Raw genomic sequence first — 14,376 nt, forward strand, 5'->3', positions numbered from 1 at the left:
GACATGTTTGCCGCGAATCTACCTTGAGCGCCTACCCCATCACGTAGGAAATCAACGTGGAAAGCTCAACCCTCGGCATGATCGTACTCACCTTGATCGCGGTGTTCGGCACTGCCTCGTTTTGCTTTGAACACCTGGCTACGCGTCAGACACACAAGAAAAAAGTCGAGTAGCCAAATCCCGGGCGAAAAAAAACCCGCTCAATGAGCGGGCTTCTTGTGGCGACCTGGCGTTCAGCGTTCCAGATAACCGAATATGGCGCAGCGGACGGGACTCGAACCCGCGACCCCCGGCGTGACAGGCCGGTATTCTAACCGACTGAACTACCGCTGCGCGTAACACGTAAAGCGAATGGTGGGTGATGACGGGATCGAACCGCCGACCCTCTGCTTGTAAGGCAGATGCTCTCCCAGCTGAGCTAATCACCCTTCGTTTCGGTGTGGGCGCATCATACACCAAAAAATCGTAATGTCTTGATTTAAATGCACTTTATTTTAAAAAAATTAAGCGCGCGATTTTTTGCCGTATGTCGAACAGCAAAAAGCCCGCGATTAAGCGGGCTTTCTGTGGCGACCTGGCGTTCAGTGTTCCAGGTAACCGAATATGGCGCAGCGGACGGGACTCGAACCCGCGACCCCCGGCGTGACAGGCCGGTATTCTAACCGACTGAACTACCGCTGCGCGTAACACGTGAAGCGAATGGTGGGTGATGACGGGATCGAACCGCCGACCCTCTGCTTGTAAGGCAGATGCTCTCCCAGCTGAGCTAATCACCCTTCGTTTCGGTGTGGCGCGCATTCTACGGAGCGCCCTCAGGTCTGGCAAGCACTTTCTTAAATCTTTTTTTTCATGCCTTCCAATGGCTTAGGCAGGGTTGGCCTGCGCCAATATGAAGAGAATAATGCCCCCCTTTGTATAAAGGAGAGACTCACCCCATGTGGTTCAAGAACCTGCTTATCTATCGCCTGACCCAAGATCTGCCTGTTGATGCCGAGGCGTTGGAAGCGGCCATGGCCACCAAACTGGCACGCCCGTGTGCGAGCCAGGAGTTGACCACTTACGGTTTCGTCGCACCGTTCGGCAAAGGCGAAGATGCCCCCCTTGTTCACGTCAGCGGTGACTTCCTGCTGATCGCAGCGCGCAAGGAAGAACGTATCCTGCCGGGCAGTGTGGTGCGCGACGCAGTCAAAGAGAAGGTCGAAGAAATCGAAGCCGAGCAGATGCGCAAGGTCTATAAGAAGGAGCGCGACCAGATCAAGGATGAGATCATTCAGGCCTTCCTGCCCCGCGCGTTCATTCGTCGCTCATCGACCTTCGCCGCCATTGCGCCGAAACAAGGTCTGATCCTGGTGAACTCAGCCAGCCCCAAGCGCGCCGAAGACTTGCTCTCGACCCTGCGTGAAGTCATCGGCACCCTGCCGGTACGCCCATTGACGGTTAAAACCGCACCGACCGCCATCATGACCGACTGGGTCACCACCCAGAAACCGGCCGATGATTTCTTCGTTCTCGACGAATGCGAACTGCGCGACACTCACGAAGACGGCGGCATCGTCCGTTGCAAGCGTCAGGACCTGACCAGCGAAGAAATCCAACTGCACCTGACCACCGGCAAAGTGGTAACGCAGTTGGCCCTGGCCTGGCAGGACAAGCTGTCCTTCATGCTCGACGACAAAATGACCGTCAAGCGCCTGAAGTTCGAAGACCTGCTGCAGGACCAGGCCGAACAGGACGGCGGCGACGAAGCCCTGGGCCAGTTGGATGCCAGCTTTACCCTGATGATGCTGACGTTCGGCGACTTCCTGCCGGCGTTGATCGAAGCACTGGGCGGCGAAGAGACCCCGCAGGGCATCTAAGCCGTGTGAGGATCGGGATGCGGCAGGGGGCGAGCTCTGGATTGCGCGGTGTCGGTCAACTTATTCATTGGCCGGCACAGTGCGATAGGGGCAAGCCCCCTCCCCACATTTGACCGCATCAACCTTTCAAAAAAGACCAACAAAAAAGGACATCCCCATGCGCGCCCTCGCCAGCTTGAGCCGCTTCGTCGGCAATACCTTCGCCTACTGGGTGTTGATTTTCGCCGTTGTGGCGTTCTTCGAACCGACCTGGTTCATCGGCCTCAAAAGCGCCATCGTGCCGTTGCTGGGCCTGGTGATGTTCGGTATGGGGCTGACCCTGAAACTGGATGACTTCGCCGAAGTCGCGCGCCATCCATGGCGCGTGGCACTGGGCGTGGTGGCGCACTTCGTGATCATGCCCGGCGTGGCCTGGTTGTTGTGCCAGGCGTTTCATCTGCCGCCGGAAATTGCCGTCGGTGTGATCCTGGTGGGCTGCTGCCCAAGCGGCACCTCGTCCAACGTCATGACCTGGCTGGCCCGTGGCGATCTGGCGTTGTCGGTGGCCATCGCCGCTGTCACCACCCTCCTCGCCCCGCTGCTGACGCCGGCACTGATCTGGCTGCTCGCGTCAGCCTGGTTGCCGGTGTCGTTCATGGAGCTGTTCTGGTCGATTCTGCAAGTGGTGCTGCTGCCGATCGTCCTCGGCGTGGTGGCGCAACGCGTGCTCGGTGAGCGCGTGCGCCATGCGGTGGAGGTATTGCCGCTGGTATCGGTGATCAGCATCGTGATGATCGTCGCCGCGGTAGTTGCGGCGAGCCAGGCAAAGATTGCCGAGTCGGGCCTGTTGATCATGGCGGTGGTGATGCTGCATAACAGCTTCGGCTACTTGCTGGGCTACTTCACCGGTCGCCTGTTCAAGCTGCCTCTAGCGCAACGCAAATCCCTGGCGCTGGAGGTGGGCATGCAAAACTCCGGGTTGGGCGCCGCGCTGGCCAGCGCGCACTTCTCGCCATTGGCGGCGGTGCCGAGCGCGCTATTCAGCGTCTGGCACAATATTTCCGGGGCATTACTGTCGACTTACTTCCGCCGTATGAGCGAAGCGCAAGACCGTCTCCCACAGGAGAGCACCCCGCCAACTTGATCGCGTGATCGATGCTCGGCACTCTAACGCCCTTCGCGGGGACGACCCCGCGACGCTGTCAAGCGCCAATTCCGGGGACGACCCCATCTACAGAAGGGTTACCCATGTCCTGGATCATTCTGTTTTTTGCCGGGTTGTTCGAAGTCGGCTGGGCCGTCGGCTTGAAGTACACCGACGGTTTCAGTAAGCCGCTGCCCACCCTCCTGACGCTTGCCGCCATGGCCGTGAGCCTTGGCCTGCTGGGGCTGGCCGTCAAAGAGCTGCCGCTGGGCACTGCCTATGCCGTATGGACGGGCGTGGGCGCCGTCGGAACAGTCATTGCCGGGATAATCCTGTTCGGCGAATCCATGGCGTTGTTCAGGCTGGCCAGTGTCGCGCTGATCATATGCGGGCTCATTGGCCTCAAGCTCAGCACCTAGGCCGCCAGCCCTTATCGCGGGCGGCTTGAGCGCGATAAGGGCTGACTAGTCGTACCAATCTAGCGAACCGTCCCACGCAACCCTGCCACCGCTTCCTGCAACCGGGCAGGCGTAGCCGCCTCTACAGCAACCGGCGCGCCGGCCACCAGCACCACCCGCGACCAGATCCGGCGCAGGAAGCCTTTGTTCGGGTCCCGGCTGAAGAAACTGCCCCACAGCCCCTGCAACGCCATGGGGATTACCGGCACCGCCGTCTCTTCCAGGATACGCGTCACGCCCCCCCGAAACTCATTCATCTCACCATCGGCCGTCAGCTTGCCCTCCGGGAAGATACAGACCAGCTCCCCGTCCTTAAGGTATTGAGCTATGCGCTTGAAGGCTTGCTCATAAATCTGAATATCTTCGTTGCGCCCGGCAATTGGAATCGCCCCGGCGGTGCGAAAGATAAAGTTGAGCACCGGCAAACGGTAGATCTTGTAGTACATGACAAAGCGAATCGGCCGACGCACCGCGCCGCCAATCAGCAGCGCATCGACAAACGACACGTGATTACACACCAGCAACGCGGCGCCTTCATCGGGGATGGCCTGCAGGTTGCGGTGCTCCACGCGGTACATGGAATGGCTGAGCAGCCAGATCATGAAGCGCATGGTGAACTCCGGGACGATCCGGAAGATGTAGGCGTTGACCGCGATATTTAGCAGCGACACCACCAGGAACAGCTGCGGAATCGACAGCTTGGCCACGCTCAGCAGCAGGATCGACACCATCGCCGACACCACCATGAACAACGCGTTGAGGATGTTGTTGGCGGCGATTACCCGCGCGCGCTCGTGTTCAGCCGTGCGTGACTGGATCAACGCGTACAACGGCACGATATAGAAACCGCCGAACACACCCAAGCCAAGGATATCGCCCAGTACCCACCACGCTTGGCCGTAGCTGAGCACCGCCAGCCAATCGTTGGCCTGGACGTTCTGCGCGAAGCCACCCGAGTGCCACCACAGCAGCAGGCCGAATACCGTCAGGCCAAATGAACCGAACGGCACCAGGCCGATTTCAACCTTACGCCCGGACAGCTTTTCGCACAGCATCGAACCCAGCGCGATGCCCACCGAGAACACCGTGAGAATCAGAGTGACCACGGTTTCATCGCCGTACAGCCACTCCTTGGCGTAGGCCGGAATCTGCGTCAGGTAGATCGCGCCGACAAACCAGAACCACGAGTTGCCGACAATCGAGCGCGACACTGCCGGCGTCTGCCCCAGGCCCATGCGCAGGGTGGCCCAGGATTGACTGAAGATATTCCAGTTCAAACGCAGTTGCGGCGTGGAGGCCGCCGCACGCGGAATGCTGCGGCTGGCCAGGTAACCCAGGACCGCCACGCCGACGATCGCCACCGACACCACCGGTGCGTAATGAGTGGACGACATCATGATCCCGGCGCCGATAGTGCCGGCCAGGATCGCCAGGAACGTGCCCATTTCCACCAGGCCGTTACCGCCGACCAATTCGTCGTCGCGCAACGCCTGGGGCATGATCGAATATTTGACCGGGCCGAACAGCGCCGAGTGCGTGCCCATGGCGAACAGCGCCAGCAGCATCAATTCCAAATGATTGAACAGAAACCCGGTGGCACCCACGGCCATGATCACGATTTCGCCGATCTTGATCGCGCGTATCAGGGCGTCCTTGTTGAATTTCTCGCCGAACTGCCCGGCCAGCGCCGAAAACAGAAAGAACGGCAGAATGAACAGCAGCGCGCACAGGTTGACCCAAATGGCGCGATCACCGTCGATGGTGAGTTTGTAGAGAATCGCCAGGATCAGCGATTGCTTGAAGATGTTGTCGTTGAAGGCACCCAGCAACTGGGTGATGAAAAACGGCAGAAAGCGCCGCGTGCGCAGCAAGGTGAATTGAGAAGGATGGCTCATCGTCGTCCGTGTTCCTGCATGGCCTGAAGGCTTATCGATTATCAGGCCACGACTTTACCTAATCCTGCTTACTTATTCCCTAATCCTGCAATGCACGGTGAAACAAAAAGCTCACCTCCATAGGCGCCGGCAACGGTGCGTCTGGCCACGATCAACCACATCAACGCCAGCGCCGCCACCAACACGCTGCCCACCACGTTGAAGAACGCCAGGTGCAACACGCTTGCCAGTTTGAGCGTGGTCAACGCGTACACGCCCAGGGGAAAGGTAAAGCCCCACCAGCCCAGGTTGAAGGGGATTCCTGCGCGCAGGTAGCGCAGCGTGATCAACACCGCAATCAGCATCCACCACAAGCCGAAACCCCACAGCGTGACACCGGCCACCAGGCCCAGGCCGTTGGCAATGTCGCCGATGCCAGGCAGGCCGTTGGCGGCGAAGATAGCCGTTGCATCGCCTCCCAGCAGCAACATGCCGAGAGCACCGGTGCCGATGGGGCCAAGGGCCAGCCAACTTGACGCGGCCATATTGGCGTGGGGCAGTTTGTACAAGGCCATGCGCAGCATCAGGATGGTCAGAATGCTGAACGCCACCGGCAGGGAAAATGCCCATAACACATAGCTGGTCACCAGCATCACCAGTTGCCCATGGGCGTCGACCAGGTGCGGCGCCAACAGCCCACCACTGGCGGCGGCGACCTCGGCGGCGACAACGGGCAGCAGCCACACGGCGGTCATCTGGTCGATGCTGTGCTCCTGGCGCGTGAACATCATGAACGGGATCAGCACGCCGCAGGCCAGGGCCATGGCCACATCCAACCACCACAGCACCTCGGCCCACGGCACCACGGCATTGCCCCAACGCGGCAGACCGAACAGCAGCAGACCGTTGATGATCGTGGCCAGGCCCATCGGAATGGTGCCGAAGAACATCGAAACCGTGGAGTGCCCGAAGATCCGCCGCGCCTCGTGAAAAAACATCACCCAGCGCGCGGCGTACAAGCCGCTGAACACTATGAACAAGACGATGGTGAACAACCACAGCGTTTCGGCCAGGGCATGCATGCCCGGCAGTGCCACCGGCAATTGGGCCAGGGCCAGGGCGAGCACGCCGGTGCCCATGGTTGCGGCGAACCAGTTGGGCGTGAACTGGCGAATCACTTCCCGAGGCCGGGTCAGGTGACTGAAGGGTTTGTAACTGGGAACAGCGGAACAGGTCATGGTGAAATCCTCTTCCTCGTATGAGGGTGAGACCATGGTAGAACCTGATCGAATATCTATATAACGGGTAATATCTCTAACTGTTATCTGTTTTGCAGATAAGTACGGCAGACTTTGACCAATTTATCGCACGCACTTGGTGGGGCTGGACATTGCTCTGGTCATGGCGCGACCTTGCAGCAGCAGCGCCAGCAAGGCGCTCAGGGCCAGCACGATCAATAAGGCGCCATACCCATCCGTGGTGGCAATCAGACCGAACGTGCGCGTCAGTGTGCCGGCCAACAGCGCGGGTATGCAGAAAGCCAAATAACTGAGCACGTAAAATGCCGACATCAGGCCGGCCCGTTCATGGGGCAACGCCAGTGGCACCACGCTGCGCACAGCGCCCAGGAACCCGGCGCCGAACCCGCTGCCGGCGATCAGGGTGGCGATGAAGAACAGCGCCAGGCTGGCGGTGTGCACGGCCCCGAGGATCAGCGCCACGCCCATGGCCAACAGCATTGCGCCCAGGCGCAGAACCTTATGCGCGGCGCGATGGCGCAGACCATAAATCATCAACGCTCCGCTGACGGTCAGCACCGCCACCAGCGCTCCCCCGATCAGGTTCGATGTCGAGCCGGTCGCCGCGTGCACTAATGACGGCGCCAGGGACAAATAAAAACCGCCCATGGCCCATACCGCGATATCCACCGGCAACGCGATCCACAGCGCGCGGCGGGCCTGGGCAGGCACATGCAAGGTCGGCCACAACGACGCCAGTGCTCCTGGAATACGGCTGACCGTTTCCGGCAGGCGCCATACCGCCAAGGCCTGCAACAGCAGGCCGCCGAACAGCACCCAGTAAATCAACCGGGTCGGGGACGGCGCGTACTCCACCAGCAGGCTGCAGCCCATCGCACCACACGCCATACCCAGCAAAGGCGCAAGGCTGTTGATCAGCGGGCCTTGCTCGCGATCGGTATCCAGCAGCGCCGCACCGAGCACGGCGGTGGCCATGCCGGTGGCAAAGCCTTGCAACGTGCGCGCAGCGATCAGCCAGGCCACGCTGCTTTCATTGATAAACAGCAGCATCGCCAGCATTTCCAGAATCAGCGCAGCGAAAATAATCGGCTTGCGCCCCAGGTAGTCCGACAGTGAGCCCACCGTCAGCAGCGCCGCCAACAAGCTCAGGGCGTACACGCCGAAGATCAGCGTGAGCATGCCCGGGGAGAAATCCAATTGTTGCTGATACAGGTGGTACAACGGCGTCGGCGCGCTGGACGCGGCAAGAAACGTCAGCAAGGTGATCGCCAGAAACACCAGGCTGGGACGATGGGAAGTAAGGCTGGACATGCGCACGCTCCGTTAAAGCTAATATTTTGCTTTTGTGGAGTGTGCTATCCGTTGGCGCTTAAAGCAAATTCTTTGTGTTAAGGTCACGCCCATGGTGATTAAAGAAGGCCTACGCCCGGGAGGCCGCAGTGCCCGGGTACAAGCGTCGGTACATAGCGCGGTGCGTGAACTGCTGGAAGAGCATGCGCGTTCCAGCGTGACAGTGCCGATGATTGCTGCGCGCGCCGGGGTAACCCCGTCGACCATTTACCGACGCTGGGGAGACCTCGGCGCCCTGCTCGCCGACGTGGCCCTGGCGCGCATGCGACCGGACAGCGAGCCGGCCGATACCGGCAGCCTGCGCGGTGACCTGCGGGCCTGGGCCGAGCAATATCTGGATGAAATGAATTCGGAGCCGGGGCGCATGATGATGCGCGATGTGCAGTGCAGCCAGACGCCAGGCTATTGCGTGAGCATTCTGAGCGCTCAGCTGCAGGCGATTGTTGACCGCTACCCTGCCGACACGGCGCCAAGCGTGGACCGCTTGATCAACCTTCTGGCCGCGCCCACGGTGTTTCGCATTCTGTTTTCGAACACGCCTTTGACAGTTGCAGAGCTGCACGCGTTGATCGAGCTGGCACTGAAGGCGTGATGCAAAACTAAAGGTGGGAGGGAGCTTACCCCCCCACAGGGGCTCAGGTGCGCATCCCGCGCCCACTCACCAGCAGCCGCGCACAACCGATATACAGGACCACGGTAGCCACGACCATGAAGGTAATCGCCACGCTGATCTTGATATCCGACACGCCGAGGATGCCGTAGCGGAAGGCATTGACCATATGCAGCACCGGGTTGGCCAGCGACACGGTCTGCCAGAACGGCGGCAGCAGGCTGATGGAGTAGAACACTCCGCCCAGGTAGGTCAGTGGCGTCAGCACGAAGGTCGGGATGATCGAGATGTCATCGAAGTTGCGTGCAAACACGGCGTTGATAAAGCCCAGCAGCGAGAAGATAGTCGCCGTCAGCACCACCACCAGAATCGTCACCCCGAGGTGATGGACCTGCAAGTGAGTGAAGAACAGCGACAGCAGCGTCACGATCACCCCGACCATCAAGCCGCGCAGCACACCACCGAGGGTGTAGCCGATCAGGATGGTGTGCGGCGACACTGGCGACACCATCAGCTCCTCGATGGAGCGCTGGAATTTGCTGCCGAAGAAACTCGAGACCACGTTGCCGTAGGAGTTGGTGATCACCGACATCATGATCAGGCCAGGCACGATGTACTCCATGTAGGTAAAGCCACCCATGTCGCCAATCTGGCGGCCGATCAGGTTCCCGAAGATCACAAAGTACAAGACCATGGTGATCGCCGGCGGCAGCAACGTCTGCGGCCAGATCCGGGTAAAGCGCTTCACTTCGCGATAGACGATGGTCTGCAGCGCGACGAGGTTGGGTTGCAGTTCGGAACTCATACCGCCACCTTCGCCAGATTTTTCTCCACCAGGGACACGAACAACTCCTCGAGGCGATTGGTTTTATTACGCAGGCTCAGCACCTCGATGTTCTGGGTGGCCAACTGGCCGAACAGCGCGGTGATACCCATGGCTTTATCCACCTGGACTTCCAGGGTGCGGCTGTCTACCAGGCGGCTGGGGTAGCCTAGCAACTGCGGCGCGGTCGTCAGTGTGTTCTTCAGGTCCAGCAGAAACGTTTCCACATGCAACTGGCCCAGCAGGTTGCGCATGCTGGTGTTCTCAACAATGGTGCCGTGGTCGATGATGCCGATGTTGCGGCACAACTGCTCGGCCTCTTCCAGGTAATGCGTGGTGAGAATGATGGTGATGCCCTTCTCGTTCAGCTCGGTGAGAAAGGTCCACATCGAACGTCGCAGCTCGATGTCCACGCCGGCGGTAGGCTCGTCGAGAATGAGCAGGCGCGGCTCGTGCACCAGTGCGCGGGCGATCATCAGGCGCCGCTTCATGCCGCCTGACAACGAACGCGAAGGCACGTCGCGCTTGTCCCACAGGCCCAATTGCGTGAGGTACTGCTCGGCGCGTTCCTTGGCGATTTTCGCTGGAATACCGTAGTAGCCCGCCTGGGTTACGACAATGTCGAAGGTCTTTTCGAACTGGTTGAAGTTGAATTCCTGGGGCACCACGCCGATGGAACGCTTGAGCGCCGCCGGGGATTTGTCCAGGTCATGGCCGAAGATATTTACCGTGCCGCTGGTCTTGTTAACCAGGGTGGACAGGATACCGATGGTGGTGGATTTGCCGGCACCGTTGGGGCCGAGCAAGGCGAAGAAATCACCTTCGGCAACGTCCAGATCGATACCACTCAGGGCCTGGAAACCGTTGCCGTAGGTTTTGGTTAGCTGCCGGATGGACAGAGCGGAACTCATATCGGATTACGCACCAGAGAAGGGAATAGAAAGAGTAGATGAGGGCACGCCGCCCTTAGTTCAACGACGGCGCAGGACAGGCATGGTGCTTGGCCGCGCCGTACAAGTACAGTCACCCGTATTAATAGTGGGTATTAAGTCAACGCGGTCATAACCGCTTTTCGGTAGGCCGGGCGTTGCTGCAAACGCTGGTACCACGCCTCCAGATGGGGCATGGCAGGCCGCTCGATGGGCATTTCAAACCACGCGTAGATAAAGCTGCCCAAGGGAATGTCGCCCATGCCGATGGCGTTGCCGGACAGGTAGGGTTGTTCGGCCAGGGCCTTGTCCACCATACCGAGCGCGTCGATGCAGGCGTTGCGCCCGGCATTGATGGCGTCCCAGTTCCGTTGCTCCGCTGGCGTGCGCACGATGCCCCAGAACACTGCTTTGAATGGCTCGGCGAGGGTTGAGGTGGTCCAGTCCATCCACTTTTCCGCGTTGGCGCGGGCCTGAAGATCGGTCTGATACCAGCTCGCCCCGTGCTTGGCGCACAGGTAGCGCACGATGGTGTTGGACTCCCACAGCACGAAGTCACCGTCTTCGATCATCGGCACTCGGCCGTTGGGGTTCAGCGCCCGATACTGCGGCGTGTCGACCACGCCGAAAGCCCCGCCTGCATCAATGGCTTCATACTCCAGGCCGAGCTCCTCGGCGCACCACAGTGCCTTCCTGACATTCGATGAATTTTTACGACCCCAGATTTTCAGCATGACCGCGCCTTCGTGGATGGGTGGACGCAGCAGCATACGCCGGTTCACAGGCGGCTTAAATCCGTCCGCAGGTCGCCCAGCAAGGGAGGCGGCGCATCGTCAAACAGGTGCGGGTAACATTTCTGCAGGTGGGCGAAGAAAAATTCCTCGGGCACATCCGCAAACTGCCCATGGTCGACCAGATACTCCATCGACCGCTGGCCCTGGCGATTGTAGGCCTGGAAAACGCTGTCATTGATGCCGTCGAACGGCAGCGGCGGCACATCGAACAGTTCGCACAACTGGGCGTTGAACGCCGGCGTCGCCTTGACCCAGCGACCGTGCAGGTACAACTCGGTGTACCCGTGCATGGCGAACACGTCACTCTTGAGCAACGCGATCAGACGTGGGGTCGACAGGTGATTGCGCACGTCCGCCAGGCCGATGCGTGCGGGGATGCCGCAATGCCGGGCGCAGGCGGCGAGCAAAGTGGCCTTGGGCACGCAGTAACTCTCACGGCTGGCCAGGGCGAAGCTGGCACTGAGGGTGCGCGGATCGCGGCTGAAGGTATAAGGGTTGTAGCGAATCTGCTCACGCACCGCGTAGTAAAGGCTGACCGCCTGGTCATTTAAATCCGCGCTGGTTCCGCGATGTTTTACCGCGAACTCCACCACGGCAGGGTGGTCACTATCGATGAAGCGGCTGGGACTCAAGTACGCATTCATGATGTTTGATCTCCGAGGCAAGCCTGGAGTTTAACCACAGGCCCAGCCCACGGATAACGACGATTCGGCCAAATGTCGGCGCCCGCTGCAGGGTGCTTTCAGCACAACTCGTTACACCCTGACCACCGCGCTTTCTCGGATGCCGACTAAGCTCCCTGGTGGTTTCGCCCTGGTTTCACGGAGGATTGAATATGCTGTTGTTGTGGATACTGGTTCTGGTGGTCGGCATCGCCTACCTGGCACACCGCCGCACCGCGCCCCTGCCCGCTCTGGGCGTGGTCGCCGTTTACCTGCTGGCGATGGGCGCCTGGAGCCACGCACCAGGCTGGTTGCTGGTGATCCTTTGGGTGCTGCTGGCCGTGGTCGCGGCGCCGCTGCTGCTACCCGACCTGCGTCGCCAATATTTCACCAAGCCGCTGTTCAGCTGGTTCCAGAAAGTGCTGCCGCCGATGTCCGAAACCGAGCGCGACGCGATCGACGCAGGCACCGTATGGTGGGACGGCGAGCTGTTCAGCGGGCGTCCCGACTGGGACAAATTGCTGGCCTACCCCAAGGTGCAGTTGACCGAAGAAGAGCAGGCCTTTATCGACGGTCCCACCGAAGAACTCTGTGCAATGGTCAGCGACTGGGAAATCGGCCAGGCCATGGACCTGCCGCCCGCCGCCTGGGAGCACATCAAGACTCACGGTTTCTTTGCCCTGATCATTCCCAAGGAATACGGCGGCAAGGGTTTTTCGGCCTACGCCCATTCACAGGTCGCGATGAAGCTCGCCACCCGCAGTGGCGATCTGGCCTCCACCGTGATGGTACCCAACTCCCTCGGCCCCGCCGAATTGCTGCTGCATTACGGCACCGATGAACAACGCAACCACTACCTGCCGCGCCTGGCGCGAGGCGACGATATTCCGTGCTTCGCCCTGACCGGTCCACTGGCCGGTTCCGACGCCGGCGCCATGCCCGATACCGGCGTGATCTGCAAAGGTGAATGGGAAGGCCAGGAAACCATCGGTCTGCGTCTGAACTGGGAAAAACGCTACATCACCCTTGGCCCGGTCGCGACCCTGCTGGGGCTGGCATTCAAGGCGTACGACCCCGACCACCTGTTGGGCGCGGAAGAAGACCTGGGCATCAGCCTGGCCCTGATTCCCACCGACACTCCCGGTGTTGAAATCGGTCGTCGCCATTTGCCTTTGGGTGCAGCGTTCATGAACGGCCCCAACTCCGGCAAGGACGTGTTTATCCCCCTGAGCTACCTCATCGGCGGTCAGGAAATGCTCGGCAAGGGTTGGATGATGCTGATGAACTGCCTGTCGGTAGGCCGTTCGATTTCGCTGCCGGCGGTGGGTACAGGCGCGGCGAAGTTCACCAGCCTGGTAACCGGCCAGTATGCTCAGGTGCGCGAACAGTTCAACGTGCCGCTGTCGGCCTTCGAGGGCATCCAGGAAGCCCTGGCCCGCATCGGCGGCAATGCCTGGCTGATGGACAGCGCGCGGATGCTGACCGCCAACGCGGTCGACCTGGGCGAGAAACCCTCGGTGCTGTCAGCCATCCTCAAGTATCACCTCACCGAACGTGGTCGTGAATGCATCGGCCACGCCATGGATGTGCACGGCGGCAAGGGCATCATCATGGGCCCGAACAACTACCTGGGCCGCAGTTGGCAAGGCGCGCCGATCTTCATCACCGTTGAGGGCGCAAACATCCTGTCGCGCAACCTGATGATCTTCGGTCAGGGCGCCATCCGCTGCCACCCGTTCGTGCTCAAGGAAATGGCGCTGGCCGGACGTGAAGACAAAGACCAGGCACTCAAGGAGTTCGACAGCCTGCTGATGCAGCACATCGGCTTCGCCGTCAGCAACGCCGCCAGTACGCTGGTGCTGAACCTGGGTATCGGCCGTTTCGAAAAAGCGCCGGGTAACCGTCTGAGCCAGGGCTACTTCCGTGCCTTGAACCGCCAGGCTGCCGCCTTCGCCCTGCTCGCCGACCTGAGCATGATGCTGCTGGGGGGTGAATTGAAACGTCGCGAACGCTTGTCGGCGCGTCTGGGGGATGTGCTGAGTCACATGTACCTGGCATCGGCTGCGCTCAAGCGTTACCACGACCTGGACTCGCCGGACCACCTGCAACCGCTGTTCGCGTGGGCCATGGAAGAAAGCCTCGGTGAGTCGGAGCGCGCCCTGGATGAATTGCTCAGCAATTTCCCGAACAAGGTACTGGGCGGCCTGCTACGGGTGATTGTATTCCCGTTCGGGCGCCGCCATACCGGCCCATCGGATGCACTGGATGCCGAGGTGGCCGCAGTGATCGGCCGCGCCAAAGGCGACCCGACCCTGGAAGAATTGCTGGCCGGCTGCTATCGCCCGCAATCGGCGGAAGATCCGGTGGGCGCCCTGCAACACGCCTACGACCTGCTGAGCGCCAGCCACCCGTTGCAAAAGAAACTGCACACCGCGCTCAAAAGCGGCCAGCTCAAGCCGGCTGCCGGCGAGCACGCCATCGACGCGGCACTCAATGCCGGCGTGTTGCAAGCGGCTGAAGCGCAAACACTGCGCGACGCCGAAGCGGCACGCCGCAAGGTGATCGATGTGGATGATTTCAGCAAGGAAGAACTGGCCCAGGCCGAGGGCAAAGTCCGCTGATACGAGCGGTCATATAA

The 14,376-nt window shown here is 60.6% G+C and carries 12 protein-coding genes and 4 tRNA genes; 5 read left to right on the forward strand and 11 right to left on the reverse strand.

Translation table 11 applies throughout. The features are described from left to right. Positions 1 to 256: 256 nt before the first annotated feature. From G7025_RS14775 to G7025_RS14790, 4 genes are all read right to left on the reverse strand, one after another. A tRNA-Asp gene (locus G7025_RS14775) sits at positions 257 to 333 on the reverse strand. Between the two features lie 19 nt (positions 334 to 352). Then, positions 353 to 428 (reverse strand) — tRNA-Val (locus G7025_RS14780). Between the two features lie 176 nt (positions 429 to 604). Continuing rightward, positions 605 to 681 (reverse strand) — tRNA-Asp (locus G7025_RS14785). Positions 682 to 700: 19 nt separating this feature from the next. Next, a tRNA-Val gene (locus tag G7025_RS14790) sits at positions 701 to 776 on the reverse strand. 159 nt (positions 777 to 935) lie between these two features. Between G7025_RS14790 and rdgC the strand changes: the two genes are divergently transcribed. The 3 genes from rdgC to sugE all read left to right on the forward strand — a co-directional run bounded on the left by rdgC (position 936) and on the right by sugE (position 3,398). Continuing rightward, positions 936 to 1,856, forward strand: coding sequence for a recombination-associated protein RdgC (gene rdgC / locus G7025_RS14795; RefSeq protein WP_181079918.1), 921 nt, complete (start codon positions 936 to 938; stop codon positions 1,854 to 1,856). 157 nt (positions 1,857 to 2,013) lie between these two features. Further along, positions 2,014 to 2,979 (forward strand): bile acid:sodium symporter family protein, encoded by a 966-nt coding sequence (locus G7025_RS14800; RefSeq protein WP_181079919.1) that lies wholly within the window; start codon positions 2,014 to 2,016, stop codon positions 2,977 to 2,979. 104 nt (positions 2,980 to 3,083) lie between these two features. Then, positions 3,084 to 3,398 (forward strand): quaternary ammonium compound efflux SMR transporter SugE, encoded by a 315-nt coding sequence (gene sugE, locus G7025_RS14805; protein WP_181079920.1) that lies wholly within the window; start codon positions 3,084 to 3,086, stop codon positions 3,396 to 3,398. Between the two features lie 59 nt (positions 3,399 to 3,457). Here sugE and G7025_RS14810 read toward each other — a convergent pair whose 3' ends face one another. The 3 genes from G7025_RS14810 to G7025_RS14820 all read right to left on the reverse strand — a co-directional run bounded on the left by G7025_RS14810 (position 3,458) and on the right by G7025_RS14820 (position 7,881). Further along, entirely contained in the window at positions 3,458 to 5,332 is a 1,875-nt protein-coding gene (locus tag G7025_RS14810) for an MFS transporter (protein WP_181079921.1), read from the reverse strand. Between the two features lie 68 nt (positions 5,333 to 5,400). After that, positions 5,401 to 6,549, reverse strand: a complete 1,149-nt coding sequence (locus tag G7025_RS14815; RefSeq protein ID WP_181079922.1) for a TDT family transporter — start codon at positions 6,547 to 6,549, stop codon at positions 5,401 to 5,403. A 123-nt stretch (positions 6,550 to 6,672) separates the two neighbouring features. After that, on the reverse strand, positions 6,673 to 7,881 hold the full coding sequence (locus G7025_RS14820; RefSeq protein WP_181079923.1) for an MFS transporter: 1,209 nt from the start codon (positions 7,879 to 7,881) through the stop codon (positions 6,673 to 6,675). A 91-nt stretch (positions 7,882 to 7,972) separates the two neighbouring features. Between G7025_RS14820 and G7025_RS14825 the strand changes: the two genes are divergently transcribed. Continuing rightward, complete coding sequence (locus tag G7025_RS14825) at positions 7,973 to 8,512, forward strand: TetR/AcrR family transcriptional regulator (RefSeq protein ID WP_181079924.1); 540 nt, start codon at positions 7,973 to 7,975, stop codon at positions 8,510 to 8,512. A gap of 43 nt (positions 8,513 to 8,555) precedes the next feature. Here G7025_RS14825 and G7025_RS14830 read toward each other — a convergent pair whose 3' ends face one another. From G7025_RS14830 to G7025_RS14845, 4 genes are all read right to left on the reverse strand, one after another. Next, positions 8,556 to 9,335 (reverse strand): ABC transporter permease, encoded by a 780-nt coding sequence (locus G7025_RS14830; RefSeq protein WP_181079925.1) that lies wholly within the window; start codon positions 9,333 to 9,335, stop codon positions 8,556 to 8,558. Beyond that, on the reverse strand, positions 9,332 to 10,264 hold the full coding sequence (locus G7025_RS14835; protein ID WP_181079926.1) for an ABC transporter ATP-binding protein: 933 nt from the start codon (positions 10,262 to 10,264) through the stop codon (positions 9,332 to 9,334). Before G7025_RS14835 ends, G7025_RS14830 begins: the two co-directional genes overlap by 4 nt. Before the next feature lie 134 nt (positions 10,265 to 10,398). Beyond that, a complete protein-coding gene (locus tag G7025_RS14840; protein WP_181079927.1) occupies positions 10,399 to 11,016 on the reverse strand; it encodes a glutathione S-transferase in 618 nt (205 codons plus the stop codon). 44 nt (positions 11,017 to 11,060) lie between these two features. Continuing rightward, positions 11,061 to 11,720: a transglutaminase-like domain-containing protein gene (locus G7025_RS14845; RefSeq protein ID WP_181079928.1), complete on the reverse strand. Its 660-nt coding sequence runs from the start codon at positions 11,718 to 11,720 to the stop codon at positions 11,061 to 11,063. A 191-nt stretch (positions 11,721 to 11,911) separates the two neighbouring features. Here G7025_RS14845 and G7025_RS14850 point away from each other — a divergent pair, with 191 nt between their 5' ends. Beyond that, positions 11,912 to 14,359, forward strand: coding sequence for an acyl-CoA dehydrogenase (locus G7025_RS14850; protein WP_181079929.1), 2,448 nt, complete (start codon positions 11,912 to 11,914; stop codon positions 14,357 to 14,359). Positions 14,360 to 14,376 lie beyond the last annotated feature (17 nt).

Origin of the sequence: Pseudomonas lurida (assembly GCF_013522705.1) — a bacterium.
In the GTDB taxonomy this organism is placed as follows: Bacteria; Pseudomonadota; Gammaproteobacteria; order Pseudomonadales; family Pseudomonadaceae; genus Aquipseudomonas; species Aquipseudomonas quebecensis.